General features: G+C 71.4%; 16 protein-coding genes and 1 riboswitch. Of the genes, 6 read left to right on the top strand and 10 right to left on the bottom strand.

Annotated elements, in window-relative coordinates:
- Position 1: 1 nt before the first annotated feature.
- A riboswitch (cyclic di-AMP (ydaO/yuaA leader) is annotated at positions 2-171 on the bottom strand.
- A gap of 205 nt (positions 172-376) precedes the next feature.
- From ABZ490_RS19900 to ABZ490_RS19880, 5 genes are all read right to left on the bottom strand, one after another.
- The gene (locus ABZ490_RS19900; RefSeq protein WP_358991645.1) at positions 377-1,366 is read right to left on the bottom strand and encodes a transglycosylase family protein; all 990 of its coding nucleotides are present in this window, start codon (positions 1,364-1,366) and stop codon (positions 377-379) included.
- 191 nt (positions 1,367-1,557) lie between these two features.
- Positions 1,558-2,868: a cytochrome P450 gene (locus tag ABZ490_RS19895; protein WP_358991642.1), complete on the bottom strand. Its 1,311-nt coding sequence runs from the start codon at positions 2,866-2,868 to the stop codon at positions 1,558-1,560.
- A gap of 64 nt (positions 2,869-2,932) precedes the next feature.
- A complete protein-coding gene (locus ABZ490_RS19890) occupies positions 2,933-3,958 on the bottom strand; it encodes a nucleoside triphosphate pyrophosphohydrolase (protein WP_358991639.1) in 1,026 nt (341 codons plus the stop codon).
- Between the two features lie 84 nt (positions 3,959-4,042).
- The gene (locus tag ABZ490_RS19885) at positions 4,043-4,687 is read right to left on the bottom strand and encodes a SurA N-terminal domain-containing protein (RefSeq protein WP_358991636.1); all 645 of its coding nucleotides are present in this window, start codon (positions 4,685-4,687) and stop codon (positions 4,043-4,045) included.
- 158 nt (positions 4,688-4,845) lie between these two features.
- Positions 4,846-5,676, bottom strand: coding sequence for a glycoside hydrolase domain-containing protein (locus ABZ490_RS19880; RefSeq protein ID WP_358991633.1), 831 nt, complete (start codon positions 5,674-5,676; stop codon positions 4,846-4,848).
- Between the two features lie 214 nt (positions 5,677-5,890).
- On the opposite strand from ABZ490_RS19880, the gene ABZ490_RS19875 reads away from it, so the two are divergent.
- On the top strand, positions 5,891-6,268 hold the full coding sequence (locus ABZ490_RS19875; RefSeq protein ID WP_358991630.1) for a hypothetical protein: 378 nt from the start codon (positions 5,891-5,893) through the stop codon (positions 6,266-6,268).
- Between the two features lie 16 nt (positions 6,269-6,284).
- Here ABZ490_RS19875 and ABZ490_RS19870 read toward each other — a convergent pair whose 3' ends face one another.
- Positions 6,285-7,031 carry an HNH endonuclease family protein gene (locus ABZ490_RS19870; RefSeq protein WP_358991627.1) on the bottom strand — a complete coding sequence of 249 codons (747 nt, stop codon included), beginning with the start codon at positions 7,029-7,031 and terminating at the stop codon, positions 6,285-6,287.
- Between the two features lie 194 nt (positions 7,032-7,225).
- Here ABZ490_RS19870 and ABZ490_RS19865 point away from each other — a divergent pair, with 194 nt between their 5' ends.
- Positions 7,226-7,420, top strand: coding sequence for an antitoxin (locus ABZ490_RS19865; protein WP_358991624.1), 195 nt, complete (start codon positions 7,226-7,228; stop codon positions 7,418-7,420).
- Positions 7,421-7,630: 210 nt separating this feature from the next.
- Here the strand turns inward: ABZ490_RS19865 and ABZ490_RS19860 are convergent, their stop codons facing one another.
- Positions 7,631-8,530: a hypothetical protein gene (locus ABZ490_RS19860; protein WP_358991621.1), complete on the bottom strand. Its 900-nt coding sequence runs from the start codon at positions 8,528-8,530 to the stop codon at positions 7,631-7,633.
- A gap of 107 nt (positions 8,531-8,637) precedes the next feature.
- Between ABZ490_RS19860 and ABZ490_RS19855 the strand changes: the two genes are divergently transcribed.
- From ABZ490_RS19855 to ABZ490_RS19845, 3 genes are all read left to right on the top strand, one after another.
- Positions 8,638-9,195, top strand: a complete 558-nt coding sequence (locus tag ABZ490_RS19855) for a TetR/AcrR family transcriptional regulator (protein WP_358991618.1) — start codon at positions 8,638-8,640, stop codon at positions 9,193-9,195.
- Between the two features lie 91 nt (positions 9,196-9,286).
- Positions 9,287-10,057, top strand: coding sequence for an SDR family oxidoreductase (locus tag ABZ490_RS19850; protein WP_358991615.1), 771 nt, complete (start codon positions 9,287-9,289; stop codon positions 10,055-10,057).
- A gap of 59 nt (positions 10,058-10,116) precedes the next feature.
- Positions 10,117-10,494 (top strand): MerR family transcriptional regulator, encoded by a 378-nt coding sequence (locus ABZ490_RS19845; protein ID WP_358991867.1) that lies wholly within the window; start codon positions 10,117-10,119, stop codon positions 10,492-10,494.
- 16 nt (positions 10,495-10,510) lie between these two features.
- Here the strand turns inward: ABZ490_RS19845 and mfd are convergent, their stop codons facing one another.
- The 3 genes from mfd to ABZ490_RS19830 form a co-directional block, all read right to left on the bottom strand.
- Positions 10,511-14,044 (bottom strand): transcription-repair coupling factor, encoded by a 3,534-nt coding sequence (gene mfd, locus ABZ490_RS19840; protein WP_358991612.1) that lies wholly within the window; start codon positions 14,042-14,044, stop codon positions 10,511-10,513.
- A gap of 269 nt (positions 14,045-14,313) precedes the next feature.
- Positions 14,314-16,896, bottom strand: a complete 2,583-nt coding sequence (locus ABZ490_RS19835; protein WP_358991609.1) for an FtsX-like permease family protein — start codon at positions 16,894-16,896, stop codon at positions 14,314-14,316.
- Positions 16,893-17,681 (bottom strand): ABC transporter ATP-binding protein, encoded by a 789-nt coding sequence (locus ABZ490_RS19830; protein ID WP_358991607.1) that lies wholly within the window; start codon positions 17,679-17,681, stop codon positions 16,893-16,895. Before ABZ490_RS19830 ends, ABZ490_RS19835 begins: the two co-directional genes overlap by 4 nt.
- Before the next feature lie 511 nt (positions 17,682-18,192).
- Between ABZ490_RS19830 and ABZ490_RS19825 the strand changes: the two genes are divergently transcribed.
- Positions 18,193-19,800 carry an MFS transporter gene (locus ABZ490_RS19825; RefSeq protein WP_358991604.1) on the top strand — a complete coding sequence of 536 codons (1,608 nt, stop codon included), beginning with the start codon at positions 18,193-18,195 and terminating at the stop codon, positions 19,798-19,800.
- Positions 19,801-19,901 lie beyond the last annotated feature (101 nt).

Here is a 19,901-nt window from a genome sequence, read left to right as displayed (position 1 = left end):
TTCATCCCCTCACCGACGCCTGCGAGGTGAGCTGTCGGGTTCGGGCCGGTTGAGTTGCCCGGCCGCGCACCTCACGGTGCGCGGCTTCACCCCGAGCCGGTTCCGGCGGTCAACCGCCGGGCCCGGCACTTACCTTGGGTCCCCCGCTCCTGCCTACGGCGCTTGACGCGACGACTGTTCCCGGGCCGCCACTGGCAGGATTCGGCGTTGCGGCGGCCGGGGCCCGGATTGCCGAGCGGTCCTGACCGTAGACACCCGATACGGGGAATTTCAAAGACGATCACGACTTCTGAGACTCATCCCACACTTTCACCAAACCGGACAATCGTCGCGAAGTGGGACGTGAACTCCCGGTGTTTTTAGGGGCGTTCCGCCCCTATTGCACCGCTGTGTCGAGGGTCTGACCGGGCATGATGTCGCTCGGATCGGCGCCGATGCGGTCCTTGTTCTCGGCGTAAAGGGCACGCCATCCGCCGTCGATTTCAAGGGAGTCGGCGATGGAGGCGAGGGTGTCGCCCTCGCGGACCGTGTAGGTGTCGGCGGCATGCCGGCCGGCCGTGGCGGTCGAGGTGCCCTCCGTGGCGGCCTCGTCGGCGGTGGCGCCGCGATGGCGCCCGGAGCCGAGGGAGCTGGTGTCGACCAGGCTCCAAGTCCCGGCATCCTGGACCGCATTGTCCGAGTTATCCACTTCTGGGGCGGTCGCGGACGGGCTGCCGGACTCCTGCGCCTCCCCCTTGGACTTGCCCGAACTGTCGGACTTGCCGGAGTCGTTCCCCTTGGAGGAGGAAGCGGACGAAGGGGACTCCGAGGCCGAAGCGGACGAATCGGCCGAGGGGGTGGACGCGTCCTCGCCGGAAGCGTCGGAGGCGTCGGACCCGTCGGAGTCACCGGAGTCGGACGACCCCTTGGACAGGTCGGACAATCCGGAGGACACGGACGAGTCGGACTCGTCGTCCGCCACTCCGGTGTCCACGCCCTCCGCCCCGCCGTTCAGCTGGGTGAGCCCGGACGTCAGCCCACAGGTGCCCCAGGCGCCGACGCCCTCCTTGGCGAGGAGCTGCTGGGCCACGGCGATCTGCTGGTTGCGGCTGGCCAGATCGGGGCGGGTGGCGTAGTCGAGGCCGCCGTACGTCTCCCAGTCCTCCTGGGAGAGGCTCAGGCCGCCGTACTCGCCGTCACCCTTGTTGGCGCTCCAGGACCCGTCGGTCTCGCACTGCGCCACCTTGTCCCACACCGTGCCGTCGGCCGCGCTCGCGCCGCTCGCGGCGAGGAGCGGGATGGCGATGGCGGAGCCGGTGACTCCGGCCGCGACGAGGAGGGCCGGAGCCTGACGGGGGCGACGGTGCCGACCGTTCCCGGAGAGCATGCGAGGGCCTTTCTCTGGACAGCAGTGACCGGCGCGACGGACGTGAGCGCACATGAGTTCGCCGCGCTGACGACCGAACGTATCGGCAGACGATCACTTGTCACAAGTTAATGCCGCGCAGATCACGTGAAGATCACAGACTTGAGGGTCGGTCACCTTTGCTCCCTCGGACGGTCACACTGCGGCTGACCTCAGGTCAGCTCTCCGTGCGCCACCGGCCGGTCACGCACCGCGGTGAACTCCACGGGCAGGGTGCGCAGTCCGCGCATGATGAGCCCGCCCCGCCATCTCAAGTCGGCCGGGTCCACCGCGAGTCGGAGGTCGGGGAGCCGGGTGAGGAGGGTGGCGAGGGCGCTCTGGCCCTCCAGCCGGGCGAGGGGGGCGCCCAGGCAGTAGTGGATGCCGTGGCCGTACCCGAGGTGCTGGTTGTCGCGGCGGGAGAGGTCGAGGGTGTCGGGGTCGGTGAAGCGGGCGGGGTCGCGGTCGGCGGCGGCGAGGACGACGAGGACGGGGTCGCCGGGGGCGATGTCCTGCCCGCCGAGGGTGAGGGGTTCGGTGGCGAAGCGCCAGGTGGCCAGTTCGACCGGGCCGTCGAAGCGCAGGAGTTCCTCGACGCCGGTCTCCAGGAGGGCGCGCTCCCCCTTCGCCAGGGACCGCTGGAGCCGGTCCCGCTGCCCGGGGTGGGTGAGGAGGGCGTAGGTGCCGTTGCCGATGAGGTTGACCGTCGTCTCGAAGCCGGCGAACAGCAGGATGAAGGCCATCGCGGCGGCCTCGTTCTCGGTGAGGTGCTCGCCGTGGTCGGAGGCGCGGATGAGACCGGAGAGGAGGTCCTCGCCGGGTTCCGGCCGCTCGGGGAGTTCCGCGCGCCTGCGGTGGATGAGCTCCAGCAGATAGCCGCGCATCTTCTTCACGGACCGTGCGACACCGCCCCGGGGTCCGCCGCCGTGACGGATCATCATGCCCGCCCAGTCCCGGAAGTCGTCCTGGTCCTCGCGGGGCACGCCGAGCAGGTCGCAGATCACGTAGATGGGGAGCGGGAAGGCGAAGTCGTGGATCAGATCGGCCTCGCCCGCGTCGGCGAACCGGTCGATGAGGCCGTCGGTCAGTTCCTGCACCCGGGGCGCGAACTCGGCGACCCGGCGCGGGGTGAACGCCTTGCTGACCAGCCGCCGCAGCCGGGTGTGGTCCGGCGGGTCGATGTTCAGCAGATGCGTCATCAGCTCGGCCTTGCGCTCGCCCGGAATGCCGGTCTTGCCCCGGGCGTGCTCGGGCTCGTCGTGATGCGCGGGGTTCTTGGAGAGCCGCTGGTCGGCGAGGGCCTGTTTCGCGTCGGCGTACCGGGTGACCAGCCAGGCCTCCACTCCGCTGGGCAGCCGGGTGCGGTGCACGGGTGCGTGCTCGCGCAGCCAGGCGTAGGCCGGGTAGGGATCGGTGGCGAACTCCCAGGTGAAGAGCTCGGGGGCGGGTGGCACGGTGATCGTGGGGTGGGGCCGGCTGGTCACTGCTTTCCTGTTTCTCGAGTGCTCGCGCTTCGCCTTCGCCTTCTGCTTCTCCTCCTTCTCCCCTCTACTCCTGCTCCTGCCCCTGCTCCTGTTTCTGCCCCTGCTTCTCCCGCTCGCGGATCGCGTCCCGGTAGACGCGGGCCGCCGCACGCAGGGCCTCCTCCGGGTCGATGCCCTCGGCCTCGGCCCGGGCGGCGAGGGTGAGCAGTTCGTAGCCGATGCCCTCGGCGGCGGGGAGCGGGACGTCGAGGCCGGCCGAGCGGACCCTCGACGACAGCTTCGCGGCCAGGGCGAGGCCGGGCTGGTGGAGGGGGACGCCGTCCGTGACGGACTCCCGCTGCTTCTCCACCGCCTTGGTGCGCAGCCAGTGCGCCTTGACCTCCTCCGGGGTGGTGGCCGTGGCGTCGCCGAAGACATGCGGGTGGCGGTGGATGAGCTTGGTGACGATGGTGGCGGCCACGTCGTCGATGGAGAAGGGGGCGTCCTCGTCCTCCTCGGCGATCCGGGCGTGGAAGACGACCTGGAGGAGGACGTCACCCAGTTCCTCGCGAAGCTCGTCGCGGTCGCCGTCCTCGATGGCCTCGACGAGTTCGTACGCCTCCTCGATGCCGTACTTGGCGAGGCCCTTGTGGGTCTGCCGGGAGGACCAGGGGCACTCGCGGCGGATGCGGTCCATGACCTGGATCAGATCGAGGAGGCGGGCGCCGGGAAGGTCGTAGGAGGCGGGGAGCAGCTCCAGCTCGGGCATCGCGACCCGGCCGGAGCCGGCCAGCCGGGCCAGTCCGTCCGTCAGGGCCGGTTCGCCCTCGCCGGTCGCGACGACCACGACCGTGCGTCCGCCCGCGCAGGCGGTGAGCAGGTCCTCGGCGCTCGGGGCGGACTCCTCGACCCGTATCCCCGCCTCGCGCAGATACGGCAGCTGCGGGTGGGTGCCGTCGGCGCACAGCACCCGGTCCGCCTCGCGCAGTGCCTGCCAGGCGGGCCAGGACAGCAGGCCGGGGGCGACGCGGTGGCTGGTGGTCAGCAGGACGATCCGGCCCGTCGGGGAGCCGGTGGGTGCGGAGCCGGTGGGTGCGGTCACATCGTTCACACCCCGAACGTAACCCACTCCCGCCGGCCGCTTCGCCCGGTTGTCCACAGGCAGAGCGGCCGGTCATACCGTCGTACCGTCAGGTCAGGCAGGCTGGGTGCCCGCCGCCGTGACCTCGCGGACCCAGGGGGTCTTGGCGTCCACGCGGCTGACCTTCTTCGCGTCCCAGGTCCCGTAGCGCGGGTTGACGTCGACGCCGAGTTCCTTCGACGTCACCGACAGCGCGCTCCAGAACGCGGGGTCGCTGGTGGTGGTGCCGAGCTGCGTGGCGAGCTTCTGGGCCTCCAGCTGGAGGCGGAGGTTGTCGTCGAGGCGCTCGGGCGCGACGCCGTACTGCTGGAGCCAGGAGGTCTCCAGGCCCTGTGCGCCGCCCGCCTGCTGTTCCAGGCCGGCCCGCACCTGCTGGACCTCGCGGCGGCTGACGGTGATGCCCGCGTCCTCGGCCGCCCGGTCCAGCACCTCGTCCAGGACCATGCCGTGCAGGGTGTCCCGGGTGAGGGTGCTGGTCTGGGCGAGGACCTGGGCGTACTGCGCCTCGTCGGGAACGGCCGCCCGCTGGGCCTCGCGCACCTCGTTCACCCGGTTCTCGAGCTGGGCGACGGTGATCCGCTGACCGCCGACGACGGCCGCCGCGCCGGGATGCGCGTCGTTCCCGCAGGCGGTGAGGAGGGGGGCCGCCATGATCGCGGCGGACAGCAGGAACGCGGTACGGCGGCGACGGCGGTGCAAGGGAACCTCCCGGTCGGAGATTGTGCGACGGTGCACAAAGTCTTGCGGTGATCGATGGTAGGCAGTGGGGCGCCTGGGGCCAACCCATTCGACCAACGATTCACCAGGACTTCGGGCACCGCCGCGCTCGGACCCGGCCCGCTCGTCGGTGCGAGAGGTCAGCCGACGAGGGCGACCGGGGCGTCCCAGGCGTCGCGGTCCACGGTGATGGTGTAGCCGCCGCGGGTCTCCTTGCTGTTGACCAGGTACTGGTGGCCGCGGCTGTGCCCGGTGAACTGCGTCGCGCCCCACGGCCAGTCGGTGGTCGTGGTGTTCTTCTTGTCCCACAGCGCGTACCACAGGTTGCCGGGCAGGTCCGTCTTGTCGGTCGCGTTGGCGATCGCCTTGGCGCTGGAGCTGCTGAAGCCGTAGTAGCCGGCGCGGTAGGTCTTGGCCCGCAGGGTCTTGGTGAAGGAGCGGACGTAGGCGAGGACGGCGTCGTTGCACGATTTGTTCGTGATGTCGTACGCCTCCATGTCGAGGTAGATCGGGCTGCCGGTCTTCATGCCGAGCGCGGAGGCCTTGGCGACGGCGTCCGCCGCGTCCGTGGCGCCCAGGGAGGTGGCCGTGGCGGCGGTGATCTTCTCGGGGCTGGAGCCGGTCTGGCAGGGCGGCTGGGCGCCGACGTACAGCGGGATGAGCTTCCAGCCGAGGGAGTTGACCGACTTGACCCAGGAGGCGGTGAGGTTGGGCTGGTTGCAGCCGCGGTTCTTGCCGCCGACGTAGACGGCGGCGGCACCGTAGAAGCCGTCGGTCTTCCAGGCCTTCATCGCGGACAGGGAGGGCGCGGTGCAGGTGTCGAAGGCACGGCCGGTGTAGGTCTTCTGCGCGGGCCAGGTGGTCGCCGCCATGGACTGCTGGGCGGCGATCCCGGCGCCGGCGACGACGGCCGCCCCGGCCACGCCCCACGTGATGTACCTGCGTCTTCTGGACTGCCGGTGCTCGGCCATCCCCACCCCACCCGTTCTGTAGATGTCTGCGCATGCGGGGACGCATGCGTGTGCGAAACGGATCGCACCGTAACGTGCGCCGACCCTGTGATCGGAAAACACAGGTTCCCCGAAGCCACAAGATTCGCTCACGTCACAGTAAAGAAAGCGGGGCGCCCGGAACCAGCGGCCATGACCTACCCTGTCCCCCAGATGACCTGGGGGCGGGATGAACATGGTGACGACGACGCGCGCGGAGAAGCGGCTGGAGGCCGGCTGGTTCCAGCGGCTGGCCTGGGCCGCCCTGGGATGGTTCTCGCTGGGCTTCCTGGTGTGGGTGCCCTTCCTCTATGTGGCGCTGCGCCGCGGCCGCCCCTCCGACTGGGGCGCCTGCGCCTCGTTCGTGCTGTACGAGTGCGTGACGCTGCCGTGGGCGGCGACCTCCAACAACGACGACGGTGACGCGTTCCTCGGCGTCGCCTGGTTCGTGACCCTGCTGGTGGCGACCGCGCTGCTGCTCTTCTGGCTGTTCGACACGAAGACCCCGAGGCCCCCCGCCATGCCGATGTACGGGCAGCCGCCCTATCAGCAGGGTTATCCGTACGGCCGCTAGGTCGTGCCCCCGGCGCTCAGTTCGCGTGGAAGCGTTCCGGCGCCTTCGTGGGGTTGCCGCCCGTGGGGAGCTTCTGGCCGGGGCAGGAGGAGAGGACCTTCTGCATCGCGGCCTTCTCCGCCGCCGTGACCCACAGCCCGTACTTCTTCTTCACGGCCACCTGCGCCGCGACATACGTGCACCGGTAGGCCTTGTTGGGCGGCAGCCAGGTCGCGGTGTCCCCGTCCCCCTTGGAACGGTTGGTGCTCGCGTCGACGGCCAGGAGGTTGAGCGGGTCGTTGGCGAGCGCTATCCGCTTGCTCCCGTCCCAGTACTTCGCCCCCGTCTGCCAGGCGTCGGAGAGGGCGACGACATGGTCGATGTCGACCTTGCTCGCACCCCGCCGGTAGGTCACGTCCGTGCCGGAGTACGGGTCCGACTCCAGCTCGCCGTACGACACCTTGCAGTCCCCGCCGGTGAACCTCACCTTCTTCAGGTCGCGCTTGAGTATGTCGTCGCGCGTGTCACAGCCGTTGGAGTCGGTGTCGGCCCACGCGGTGCCGAACCTCTCCCGCTCGTAACCGGTCTTGGGCGCGCGCCCCTTCACCGTGAGCGACCCGGCGGCGGTGAGAGCCGCTCCCCCGCCCGCCGTCGATCCCGAGCCGGAACCCGACCCGGATCCGAGGCCGTCTCCCAGGCCCTGGTCGGCACAGCCGGCCACCGCCACGACGGCCACCGCGCTCATCAGCATGGCGGCGGTCGCCGCCCCACCCCTCAGACGCATCCCGTGCGCCCCTCCCCTTGCCGGCCCCGCTGCCACCCCGCACAGGGCGGTTTCCCCGGCGGACGTCGGTGCACACCGTACCGATCGGGTACTCCGCGGCATCCGGGAGGTCCAGACCACCACGGCTTCAAGTGGGCATCTCTCACATCTCGGGAATATCGTCGAGGGTGAGTCACCTCCGGAAGGAGCTCTGCATGGGCATCCTCGACAGGTTCAGGCACAACCGGACGGCGCAGGACAAGGCCAAGGACATGTCCGACGCCGCCGAACGGAAGGTCAACGAGAGGACGGGCAACAAGTACGAGGGTCAGGTCGACGAAGCCCAGCAGAGGGTGGAGGGCTCGCTCGGCATGGACCGCGAACGGCCCGACCGGCCCGAGGGACAATGACCCGGACGACCCGGACCCCTCAGAGGCGCTGACGCCATCGCCGAAGAGACCACGGAGGACCGTCCGGCCCTCGCGCCGGACCCGCACACCACCTGAAACGAGAAGCCGTCCGCGCAGCCTCACCTCCCGCGGGCGGCTTCCCGCGTGCCCCCTCCGGCTCCCACCCCGGCCGCTCCGGGCGACCGTCACACCGCGACCGTCACACCGCTCTCACACCTTGCCTATCCCCAGGGTGGATTCCGAGGGCAGCAGTCCGGAGCCGATGACCGCGACCCAGTAGTCGCCGAGGAGGCCGGCCAGCCGTTCGGTGGCGTCCGGCCCCAGGGCCCGCCAGGGGCCGAGGGCCAGGCGGTCGGTGTCCCGCTCCACGCGGCGGCGCAGCTCGTGGCCCGCCTCCGTCGCCGTACCGTCCGGCTCGACGAGACCGCGGGCGACCAGGCGTTCCCGGGCCGCCGCCCACTCCTCGGCCGGCCAGCCGCGGCTCTCGAAGCGCTCGACCGGGGCGGCGCCTATCGCGGCGAAGGACACCAGCGCCTCGACCGGATCCAGTCCGGCGGTCAGCAGGGCGGCGAGATGGCCGTCGCCGCGGTGCTCGCGCAGGATCGTCGCCGCCTGCCAGAGCTGAAGACGGGGCTCGACCGGCCACTCCAGCGCGGCGTTGGCCGCGGCGAGCGGGCGGCCCGCCGTGTCCGCCGCCTCGGCCGCCCGCCGGGCGAGGTCGGCCGCCTCCTCCAGCGCGGGGCCGTCGGCGAGGTCGCCGAACAGTGTGCGGTAGGCACGGTCGACGCCTCGCAGTCTCGCCCTCAGCGCGGCGTCCGAGGTGGTGACCCGGCGGGCCTCGTCGACGTACCGGGCGACCATGCCGGGCGCGAAGCTGTAGAAGGCCGAGGTCACGGACCCGCTGCCGACCGGCCCCAGGGGCGCGGCGCGGAACGGGAAGTAGCTCGACCAGCGGCCCTCGGCGGAGAGGCCGAGCGCCGCGGCCTCCTCGAAGACCTCGGGCGCGTAGTACAGGACCGCGTGCAGGGGTTCCAGCAGATGCCAGAGCCTGCGGGCCAGGGCGGGCTCCACCCCCGCCACCGGCCGGTTCTCGGACTCACTCTCGGACATGACGTCTCCCCCTCGTCGCATTCGGCGTCCGCCATAACTTGACATCGACAAGATTGCCCGACGTCACCCCAACTTGTCAATGGCTAGATTCGCCGTAGTCTGCTCCCATGAGCCCGTACCACCATGGCGATCTGCGCCGCGCCATCCTCACCGCCGCCCTCGACGTCATCGCCACCGACGGCCCCTCCGCGCTCAGCCTGCGCGACCTCGCGCGCCGCGCCGGCGTCTCGCACGCGGCCCCCGCCCACCACTTCCGCGACCGCACCGGTCTGCTGACCGCGATCGCGGCGGAGGGGCACGGACTGCTGGCCGAGGAGCTCGCCGGAACGACGGACCTGCGGGACGCGGGCGCCCGCTATGTGCGGTTCGCCCGGCAGCACCCGGCGCACTTCCAGGTGATGTTCACACCGAACCTGCTGCACACCGACGACCTGGAACTGACCACGGCCCGCGCCCTGTCCGGCGCGGCCCTGACCGACGCCCTCGCCCCCACCGCGCCCACCGGCGACGACCCGCACGCCCGGTACGCCCGCCTCGCCGTCTGGTCCCTGGCCCACGGCTTCGCCACCCTGCTCCTCGGCCACAACCTCGACCGCCTCCTCGGCGACGAGGACCCCGAGGAGGTCCTGCGGGAACTGCCGATGTTCCTGCTCCCGCCGGCCTGATCCACCCCCGAACCGCCCTGATCCACCCGAACCCCCCATGCCGGTCCGGCGCTTGACCCTGACACCGGCGTCAGGGTCCGAGGATCCCCGCATGACCGATCCCCGTATGACCGAAGCGCACAGCCCCCGTACCGTCCTCGTCACCGGTGCCGGCACCGGCATCGGCCGCGCCACCGCCCACGCGTTCGCCGCCCGGGGCGACCGGGTGATCGCCGTGGGCCGCCGCCCGGCGCCCCTGGCCGAGACCGCCGCCCACGACGAGGACCGCATCCTCCCGCTCGCCGTCGACCTCACCGCCGAGGACGGCCCCGCCACGGTCGTGCGCACCGCGCGGGAACGCCATGGCCGTATCGACGTCCTCGTCAACAACGCGGCCGTGGTCACCACCGGGTCCCTGCGCACCTGCACCCGCGCCTCCGCGCAGCCCCTGCTCGCGACGAACCTGGTCGCGCCCGTCCTCCTCACCCAGGCCGCGCTGCCCGCGCTGGAGGAGAGCCGGGGGGTCGTGGTGAACGTGACGACGTCCGTCGGACAGCGCGGCTGGCCGGGCAACTCCCTGTACGCGGCCGGGAAGGCGGCCCTGGAGGTGCTCACCCGCAGCTGGGCGGTCGAACTGGCGCCCCTCGGGATCCGGGTCGTCGCGGTGGCCCCCGGAGCGGTCGACACCCCGATCGGCGAGCACGCCGGCCACACCCCCGAGCAGCGTGCCGCGCTCCGCGCGTGGCAGCTCGCGCACACCCCGCTCGGCCGGATCGGCCGCCCGGAGGAGGTCGCGTGGGCGATCACCCGGCTCGCCTCGCCCCAGGCCTCGTTCATCACCGGGGTGATCCTCCCGGTGGACGGCGGCGCGGTCGTCGCATGAGACTGGCGCGCATGCGGAAACCAGGCGACCCGGCGGCCCCCGGCACACCGGCACCCCCTCTGCGGATCGGCGGACTGGCCCGGGTCACCGGCGTCTCCGTACGCGCCCTGCGCCACTACGAACAGGCGGAACTCATCTCCTGCGAGCGCGCCGCCAACGGCTACCGGCTCTACGCCCCCGCCACCGCCGTCCGGGTCCGCAACATCCGCGCACTCGTCGGGGCGGGGCTCACCCTGGACGACGTGCGGGTGTTCCTGCCGTGCCTGGACGGGGACGTGACCGCGTCGCCGCCGACCGCGCGGACCCTCGGTGTCGCGCTGCGGCGGCTCGCGGTCATGGACGAGCGGATCGCGGCCCAGGTCGCGGTCCGGGACCGGCTGGCCGCGGCACTGGCCGAGGCCACCGGCGGACCCGTACGGATCCGGCCGGTGGCCTGAGCGGGCCGCTCCCGTCCTACGAGCCCAGCACCGACGCCAGGAACTCCCCCACCCAGCCCAGCAGTTCCCGGCCGACCAGCGGCCTGCCGCCGACCTTCGCCGTCTTCGGGCGGGGGACCAGGATCTGGTGGACGGCCGGCTTGATGACGGAACCCGGGTACAGGCGCTTCAGGCGCAGTTCCTGCGACTCGCGCAACTCCACCGGCGCGAAGCGGATGTTGGTGCCCTGGAGGACGATCTCGCCGACCCCGCACGCGCGTGCCAGCATCCGCAGCCCGGCCACCAGCAGCAGGTTCTCCACCGGCTCGGGCAGCTTGCCGTAGCGGTCGACGAGTTCCTCGCGTACGGCCTTGATGTCGTCCTCGGAGTTCGCCGAGGCGATGGCACGGTAGGCCTGGAGGCGCAGCCGCTCGCCGGGGGCGTAGTCGTGCGGGACGTGTGCGTCGACCGGCAGCTCGATCTTGACCTCGAGCGGCGGCTCCTCCTCGATCCCACCGGTCTCCAGCTGACGCCGGTAGTCCGCGACCGCCTCGCCGACCATCCGGACGTACAGGTCGAAGCCGACACCCGCGATGTGCCCGGACTGCTCGCCGCCCAGCAGGTTTCCGGCTCCCCGGATCTCCAGGTCCTTCATCGCCACGTACATGCCCGCGCCCATCTCGGTGTGCTGGGCGATCGTGGCGAGCCGTTCGTGCGCGGTCTCCGTCAGCGGCTTCTCCGGCGGGTACAGGAAGTACGCGTACCCGCGCTCGCGGCCACGGCCCACCCGGCCGCGCAGCTGGTGCAGCTGGGAGAGACCGAAGGTGTCGCCGCGCTCCACGATCAGGGTGTTGGCGTTGGAGATGTCGATGCCGGACTCGACGATCGTCGTCGAGACGAGCACGTCGAACTTCTTCTCCCAGAAGTCGACGACGACCTGTTCGAGGGCCGACTCGGACATCTGGCCGTGCGCGGTGGCGATCCGCGCCTCGGGGACGATCTCCCGCAGCCGGGCCGCCGCGCGGTCGATCGACTCGACCCGGTTGTGGATGTAGAAGACCTGGCCCTCGCGCAGCAGTTCACGGCGGATGGCGGCGCCGATCTGCTTCTCCTCGTACGGGCCGACGAAGGTGAGCACCGGGTGGCGCTCCTCCGGCGGGGTGGTGATCGTCGACATCTCGCGGATGCCGGTGACCGCCATCTCCAGGGTGCGCGGGATCGGGGTCGCGGACATGGTCAGCACGTCGACGTTGGCGCGGAGCTTCTTCAGCTGCTCCTTGTGCTCGACGCCGAAGCGCTGCTCCTCGTCGACGATGACCAGGCCGAGGTCCTTGAACTTCGTCTCCGAGGAGAACAGCCGGTGGGTGCCGATGACGACGTCCACCGCGCCCTCGTGCAGGCCCTCCAGGACCGCCTTCGCCTCGGTGTCGGTCTGGAACCGGGACAGCGCCCTGACGTTGACCGGGAACTGCGCGTACCGCTCGCTGAACGTGCCGAAGTGCTGCTGGACGAGCAGGGTCGTCGGGACGAGGACCGCGACCTGCTTGCCGTCCTGGACGGCCTTGAAGGCGGCGCGGACCGCGATCTCCGTCTTGCCGTAGCCGACGTCGCCGCAGATCAGGCGGTCCATGGGGACCGTCTTCTCCATGTCCTCCTTGACCTCGGCGATGGTGGTGAGCTGGTCGGGGGTCTCCGCGTACGGGAACGCGTCCTCCAGCTCGCGCTGCCACGGGGTGTCCGTGCCGAACGCGTGTCCGGGGGCGGCCATCCGCGCGGAGTACAGCTTGATCAGGTCGGCCGCGATCTCCTTGACGGCCTTCTTCGCGCGCGCCTTGGTCTTCGTCCAGTCGGCGCCGCCGAGCCGGTGCAGGGTGGGTGCCTCGCCACCGACGTACTTGGTGATCTGCTCCAGCTGGTCGGTGGGGATGTAGAGGCGGTCGCCGGGCTGGCCGCGCTTGGCGGGGGCGTACTCCACGACCAGGTACTCGCGCGTGGCGCCCTGCACGGTGCGCTGCACCATCTCGATGTAGCGGCCGACGCCGTGCTGCTCGTGGACGATGTAGTCGCCCGCCTCCAGGGTGAGCGGGTCGATCGTCTTCCGGCGGCGCGCGGGCATGCGCGCGCCGTCCTTGCCGGCCGCCTTCTGGCCCGAGAGGTCGGTCTCGGTGAGGACGACCAGCTTCAGTGCCGCGTCGACGAAGCCGTACTCGACGGAACCGCACGCCACATGGACGACGGAGGGGCTCAGCGCGCCGAGGTCGGTGTCGAGGCGGGCGGCGACGCCCTCGCCGCCGAGGACCTCCACCGTGCGGGCCGCCGGGCCGTGGCCCTCGGTGACGAAGACGACGCGCCAGCCGTCGGCGAGCCAGCCCTTGGTGTCGGCGAGGGCCTTCGCGGTGTCGCCGCGGTAGGTCTCGGGGGCGTGCATGCCGAGCTGGAGGGTGTCCGCCTCCAGTTCGAGGTCGGCGGCGAACGGCGACACCGACCACCACATCATGTCCAGCTCGCGCGCGCGGTCGCGGACGTCCGCGATCGACCAGAGGGAGGCCGCGCCGACGTCGATGGGCGCCTCGCCGCCGCCGGCCGTGGCCGCCCAGGACGCCTGGAGGAACTCCTGCGAGGTCGCCACCAGGTCGGCGGCACGGGTGCGGACCCGCTCCGGGTCGCACACGACGGACATGGCGCCCTTCGGCAGGACGTCGATCAGCAGTTCCATGTCGTCGACGAGGACGGGCGCGAGGGACTCCATGCCCTCGACCGCGATCCCCTCGGCGATCCTGTGGAGGAGTTCGCCGAGTTCCGGGTGCTGTTCGGCGAGGGCACGCGCACGCGTGCGGACGTCGTCCGTCAGCAGGAGTTCACGGCAGGGCGGGGCCCACAGGCCGTGCTCGGCGACTTCGAGGGAGCGCTGGTCGGCGACCTTGAAGTAGCGGATCTCCTCGATGTCGTCGCCCCAGAACTCGATGCGCAGGGGGTGTTCCTCGGTGGGCGGGAACACGTCCAGGATCCCGCCGCGCACGGCGAACTCGCCGCGCTTCTCGACGAGCTCCACGCGCGCGTACGCCGCTGCGGCGAGGGCGGCGACGGTCTGGTTCAGGTCGGCCTGACCGCCGGTGCGCAGGGCCACCGGCTCCAGGTCGCCGAGGCCCTTGACCTGCGGCTGGAGGACCGAGCGGACCGGTGCCACGACGACCGAGACCGGGCCCGTCTCGGGGTCGTCCGGGCGCGGGTGGGACAGCCGGCGCAGGACGGCGAGACGGCGGCCCACGGTGTCGCTGCGGGGGCTGAGGCGCTCGTGCGGGAGCGTCTCCCAGGAGGGGTACTCGACGACCGTGTCGGGCGGGAGCAGGGAGCGCAGGGCGGCGGCCAGGTCCTCGGCCTCGCGGCCGGTCGCGGTGACCGCGAGGACCGTGCGGCCGGTCTCACGGGCGAGGGCGGCGATGGCGAAGGGGCGGGCCGCCGGGGGGCCGACCAGGTCGATGTGCATGCGGTTGCCGTCTGCGGCCGCGGGGATCGCTTCGGCGAGGGCGGTGTCCTTGACGACGGCGTCGAGCAGACCGTGCAGGCTCATTCGGGGCGGCTTTCGTCGGTGGGTGGGCAACGCGAAGGACCCGACACGCGTCACGGGCCGGGGGTGTCCAGGGTACGACGGGGCGCAGCCGTTCGCCGGGGCTGTGGACAACCAGGGTTTCTCAGGGTGCGGCCCCGACACTCCCGCCAGGGGGCTCCGTCCCTGGACCCCCGGCCGCCGCCCACCCACCAGCCGACTCGCTCGGACGGAGGAGGCACCGAGAAGCCCCCCGCGCTTCTCGGTGCCTCGGCCGTGCCGCGTGTCGGCGTCTAGTCCGTCGCGATCGCGTTCAGGACGTTCATGCGGCCCGCGCGGAAGGCGGGGACGAGGGCCGCGAACAGGCCCACGAAGGCCGAGCCGATGAAGACGGCGGTGATCGTCGGCCAGGGGATCTCGAGCACGGTCAGGCCCTGCAGGGCGAGGAGCTGCTGGGCGGTGGCGCCCCAGCCCATGCCCAGACCGAGGCCGAGGAGGGCGCCGAAGAGGGCGATCACCACGGACTCCATGCGGATCATGCGGCGCAGCTGGCGGCGGGAGAGGCCGATGGCGCGCATCAGGCCGATCTCGCGGGTGCGTTCCACCACCGACAGGGCCAGGGTGTTCACCACGCCCAGGATCGCGACGATGATCGCGAGCGCCAGGAGGCCGTAGATCAGGTTGAGGAGCTGGCCGATCTGGTCCTTGAGTGCCTGCTTGTAGTCGGTCTGGTCGCGGACGGTGTACTGCGGGTAGTCGTGCAGGGCGGACTTGAGGGACGTGTAGGCGGCGTCCTGCTGTCCGTCCTTCGCCGAGGCGAAGAGGAGCTGGTCGAGGGGGAGCTTGTCGGCCGGGACGTACTTCTTCATCGTGTCGATGGAGGTGTACATCGCGCCCTGGTCGATGACGACGTCACTGCTGGTGATCGCGCGGACGGTGAGGCGGGCCGTGGAGCCGTTGTCGAACGCCACCGCGATCTTGGATCCGAGGTGGATGCCGTGGTCCTTGGCGAACGTCTCGTGGACGGACATCGAGTCGGGCTCGTAGGCGTCGGCGAGCTTGCCGGCGACCGTCTCGGTGCGCAGGTCCGTCGCGTAGGTCGGGTCGGCCGCGGTGATGGCCGTGCCGTCGAGCGTCTTCCCGTCGGGCGTGGTGAAGTCGGCCTTGGTCCACTTGTACTCGGTGACCCGCTCCAGGCCGGGCGTGTCCTTGACCGCGCGCACGGCCTGCGGGGTGATGAGCTGACCGTTGTCGCTCTGGATGATGAAGTCCGTGCCGACGGTCTTGTCGAGCTGGTCGGTCGCGGAGGCGACCATGGAGGAGCCGACGACCGACAGGCAGGCGACGAGGGCGAGGCCGATCATCAGGGCGGCGCCGGTGGCGCCGGTGCGGCGCGGGTTGCGCAGGGCGTTGCGTTCGGCCAGGCGGCCGACGGGTCCGAAGGCCCTCAGCAGGACCGCGCCGAGGACGCGGACCACACCGCCTGCGAGCAGCGGGCCGATGACGACGAAGCCGATCAGGGACAGCACCACGCCGAGGCCGAGCCAGAGGGAGCCCTCCTTCGCCTGGTCGGCGGCGGAGGCCAGGTAGAGGCCGTAGCCGCCCGCGCCGGTCAGCAGCAGGCCCAGCACGGCCCGTACGGCACCGGCCTTGGCGTCGGCCGGGGCGCCCGCGTCGCGCAGGGCGGCCATCGGGGAGACCTTGCCTGCGCGGCGGGCGGGCAACCAGGCGGCGAGGACGGTGACGATCACGCCGAGGGCGAGGCCGGCCACCGGGGTCGTCCAGGCCACCGTCAGGTCGTCGGTGGAGAGGTTCATGCCCGTCATGCCCATGAGCTTCATCAGGCCGACGGCGAGACCGACGCCCGCGCCGACGCCGAGGACCGAGCCGACGACACCGAGCAGCAGGGCCTCGGCGAGGACGGAGCGGTTGACCTGCTTGCGGCTGGAGCCGATGGCCCGCATCAGGCCGATCTCGCGGGTGCGCTGGGCGACCAGCATGGAGAAGGTGTTGATGATCAGGAAGATGCCGACGAGGAAGGCGATCCCGGCGAAGCCGAGCATCGCGTACTTCATGACGTTCAGGAAGTCGCCGACGTCCGCGCGGTTGGCGTCGGCCGTCTCCTTGGCGGTCTGCACCTTGTAGCCGGCCGTGCCGAGTTCCGCCGTGACGTTCTTCTTCAGCTGGTCGTCGCTGACGCCGGCCGCGGCCGTGACGTTGACGTTGGTGTACACGTCCGCCTGGCCGACCAGGGTCTGCTGGGCGGTCTTCGTGTCCAGGTAGAAGATCGCGGCGCCGGGGTTGGTCACCTGGAAGGCGGCGATGCCGGAGATCCGGGCGGTGTGCGTGCCGACCGCGCTGATGACGCCGATCTCGTCGCCGAGCTTCAGGTGGTGCTTGTCGGCGGTGTCCTTGTCGACCATGATCTGGCCGGAGCCGTGGGGCGCCGCACCGGAGGTGATCTTCATGGTGCGGGCGTCGTTGCCGTTCCAGCTGCCGACGATGGTCGGGGCGCCGCTGGACGGGGAGAGGTTGTCCTTGTCGGCGTCCACGACGGTCACCGAGGTCGAGAAGACGGTTCCCTCCGCCGTCTTCACGCCCTGGGCCTCGCGCACCTTGCCGAGCACGGAGGCCGGCATGACCGGCGGCCTGCCGTTGTCGGAGGTGGTCTCCCCGGTGTCCGAGGCGTCCTTGGCGCTGACCGTGACATCGGAGGAGGTGGCGGCGAACAGCTTGTCGAAGGTGGTGTTCATGGTGTCGGTGAACACCAGCGTGCCGCAGACGAAGGCGACGGAGAGCAGGACCGCGACGGCCGACAGGGCCATCCGTCCCTTGTGCGCGAAGAAGTTGCGCATCGAGGTCTTCATGACGGTCATGACGTACGCCCCCGCGCGTCGAAGTCCTTCATACGGTCCAGGACGGCGTCCGCGGTCGGCTTGAACATCTCGTCGACGATCCGGCCGTCGGCGAGGTACAGCACGCGGTCCGCGTAGGAGGCCGCCACCGGGTCGTGGGTGACCATCACGATGGTCTGGCCCAGCTCGTCGACGGAGCGGCGCAGGAAGCCCAGGACCTCGGCGCCGGCGCGCGAGTCGAGGTTTCCGGTCGGCTCGTCACCGAAGATGATCTCGGGGCGCGCCGCCAGGGCGCGCGCCACGGCGACGCGCTGCTGCTGGCCGCCGGAGAGCTGGGTGGGGCGGTGCCTGAGCCGGTCGGAGAGTCCCACGGTGTCGACCACGCGCGTGAGCCACTCCTTGTCGGGCTTGCGGCCCGCGATGTCCATCGGGAGCGTGATGTTCTCGATCGCGTTGAGCGTGGGCAGCAGGTTGAACGCCTGGAAGATGAACCCGATCCGGTCCCGGCGCAGCTTGGTGAGCTTCTTGTCCTTCAGGCCGGTGATCTCGGTGTCGTCCAGATAGATCTGACCGCTCGTCACGGTGTCGAGACCGGCGAGGCAGTGCATCAGCGTGGACTTGCCGGACCCCGAGGGGCCCATGATCGCGGTGAACTGGCCGCGGGCGATGTCCACGTCGACGTGGTCGAGGGCGACGACGCGGGTCTCGCCGGACCCGTACGCCTTGACGACCTGCCGCGCCCGCGCGGCGACGGCCGTACGCCCTCCAGTGCCCCCGTGCCTGGGAATGGTCACAGCCGAAGTCACGGTAAATCTCCTATGTCGGAAATGGATGGAACGCACTGGACCGCGAGGATGACCCGGGGGAAGTGCGAGGGGGAAAGCGAGAAGTGCGGGAAGTACGAGAAGTGCGGGAAGTGTTACGTCGAAGAGTCTGGCGGGGGGAAGGGGTCCGGCGCGCTGGTGCCGGGACCCGTCTTCCCGGGGGGTTACCCCCACCCTCCGCCGGTGGGGCTGGCCACCCCCACCGGCATAAAGCCAGGTTAAGGAGGCACCCGGGCCGGTCTCGTCCTCCGTCGGTACGAACCCTCCCCGAGACGTAGTACGGAGGTACCCCTAGGGGCTCTCCACCGTCGGGTGGAGCGGCTCTCGGGGCCGCCTCCACCCTTCGGCCCCGCGCCGCTCCGCCCCGGCGGTTCCAGCCTGCACCCTTCCGTCGCGTGAAGGTCAAGGCTCCCCCGGTGCGCGGGACAAGTGGGAAGCTGTGCTCCGGCAGATAGGTGCAGGGGGCACGGGAGACGGCAGGGGAGGGCATCCGGTGGGGGACACGAGACCCGCGGCACGCGAGGCCGCACCGCGGCGCACGGGCGGAGGGCGGCGGGGCGCGGTGGTGGCCGCGCTGATGCTCTCCATGGCGCTGGCGGCCCTGGACTCCACCGTGGTCTCCACGGCCGTCCCGCAGATCGTGGGCGACCTGGGCGGGTTCTCGGTGTTCTCCTGGCTGTTCTCGGGCTATCTGCTCGCGGTGACGGTCACCCTGCCCGTCTACGGAAAGCTCTCCGACACCTTCGGCCGCAAGCCGGTGCTGGTGGTGGGCGCCGCGCTGTTCCTGCTGGGGTCGCTGCTGTGCGCGCTCGCCTGGAACATGGCGGCGCTGATCGCGTTCCGTGTGGTGCAGGGACTGGGCGGCGGCGCGCTCCAGGGGACGGTGCAGACGCTCGCCGCCGATCTGTATCCGCTGAAGGAGCGACCGAAGATCCAGTCGAAGCTGTCCACGGTGTGGGCGGTATCGGCGGTGGCGGGCCCCGGCCTGGGCGGGGTGCTCGCGGCGTACGCGGACTGGCGGTGGATCTTCCTGATCAACCTGCCCATAGGGGTGGTGGCGTTGTGGCTGATCGTCCGTCACCTGCATGAGCCGCAGCGGGAGACGCAGAGGCAGACACAGAGGGAGTCGCAGCGGGAGTCGGGGACGGGGGTGTCGGCACGCGCGCGTGTGGACTGGGCCGGGGCGCTGGCCGTGTTCGCCTGTGGTGGGGTGTTGCTGACCGCGCTGGTGCAGGGCGGTGTGGCCTGGCCGTGGTGGTCCGGGCCCTCGCTGGGGCTGTTCGGGGCGGGGCTGGCGCTGGCGGGGCTCGTGGTGGTCGTCGAGCGCCGGGCGGCGGAGCCGATCATCCCGGGGTGGGTGTGGCGGCGCCGTACGATCGCGGCGGTCAATCTGGCCCTGGGCGCGCTGGGTCTGCTGATGGTGGCGCCCTCGGTGTTCCTGCCGACGTACGCGCAGTCGGTGCTGGGGCTCGGCCCCGTGGCGGCCGGTTTCGTACTCTCGGTGTGGACGCTGAGCTGGCCGGTGTCCGCCGCGCTGAGCCAGCACGTCTACCGGCGGATCGGCTTCCGTGACACCGCCCTGCTCGGCATCGGCGCCGCCGCGCTGATCCTGCTGGCCTTCCCCTTCCTGCCGTATCCCGGAGCGGCCTGGCAGCCGACCCTGCTGATGCTGGTGCTCGGGGCGGCGCTCGGTCTGTTCCAGCTGCCGCTGATCGTGGGGGTGCAGTCGACGGTGGGCTGGTCGGAGCGGGGGACGACGACGGCGTCGGTGCTGTTCTGCCGGCAGACCGGCCAGACGATCGGCGCCTCGGTGTTCGGCGCGGTGGCCAACGGGGTGCTGGCGACCCGGCTGGGCGGGGCGGGCGATCTGGACTCGGTCACCCGCGCGCTGGACGCCGGTACGGCGCCCGATTCCGTCCGGCACGCTGTCGCGAGCGCCGTGCACGCCGTGTACCTGGGCGCGGCAGGCGCCGCCGCGCTGGCCTTCCTGGTGCTGCTGTGCGTGGCGCCGCGCCGGTTCCCGGTGCTGGCGGAGCAGGACCGGAGCGAGCTTCCGACGGCGGACGAACAGCCGGAGGGCCGGGCGGAACAGCGCGGTTAACGCGGGTAACAGCCCAGGTCAGCGGCCGATTCGCATAGTAAGCGCATACCGACCGATCAGTTTGGTGAAAAGACTTCGCACCGACCGTACTCCCGAGTAAC

Source organism: Streptomyces sp. NPDC005811 (assembly GCF_040630405.1).
GTDB lineage: Bacteria > Actinomycetota > Actinomycetes > Streptomycetales > Streptomycetaceae > Streptomyces.
The sequence above is the reverse complement of the archived record's forward strand: the minus strand, read 5'-3'. Positions and strand labels throughout refer to the sequence as shown.

What these genes read in the sequence shown, in the direction of transcription:
- ABZ490_RS19875 (WP_358991630.1), top strand. Translation starts at nt 5,891, where the DNA reads ATGGTGACGACGACGCGCGCGGAGAAGCGGCTGGAGGCCGGCTGGTTC.
- ABZ490_RS19880 (WP_358991633.1), bottom strand. Translation starts at nt 5,676, where the DNA reads ATGGCCGAGCACCGGCAGTCCAGAAGACGCAGGTACATCACGTGGGGC.
- ABZ490_RS19850 (WP_358991615.1), top strand. Translation starts at nt 9,287, where the DNA reads ATGACCGATCCCCGTATGACCGAAGCGCACAGCCCCCGTACCGTCCTC.
- mfd (WP_358991612.1), bottom strand. Translation starts at nt 14,044, where the DNA reads ATGAGCCTGCACGGTCTGCTCGACGCCGTCGTCAAGGACACCGCCCTC.
- ABZ490_RS19835 (WP_358991609.1), bottom strand. Translation starts at nt 16,896, where the DNA reads ATGACCGTCATGAAGACCTCGATGCGCAACTTCTTCGCGCACAAGGGA.
- ABZ490_RS19855 (WP_358991618.1), top strand. Translation starts at nt 8,638, where the DNA reads ATGAGCCCGTACCACCATGGCGATCTGCGCCGCGCCATCCTCACCGCC.
- ABZ490_RS19900 (WP_358991645.1), bottom strand. Translation starts at nt 1,366, where the DNA reads ATGCTCTCCGGGAACGGTCGGCACCGTCGCCCCCGTCAGGCTCCGGCC.
- ABZ490_RS19865 (WP_358991624.1), top strand. Translation starts at nt 7,226, where the DNA reads ATGGGCATCCTCGACAGGTTCAGGCACAACCGGACGGCGCAGGACAAG.
- ABZ490_RS19860 (WP_358991621.1), bottom strand. Translation starts at nt 8,530, where the DNA reads ATGTCCGAGAGTGAGTCCGAGAACCGGCCGGTGGCGGGGGTGGAGCCC.
- ABZ490_RS19870 (WP_358991627.1), bottom strand. Translation starts at nt 7,031, where the DNA reads ATGCGTCTGAGGGGTGGGGCGGCGACCGCCGCCATGCTGATGAGCGCG.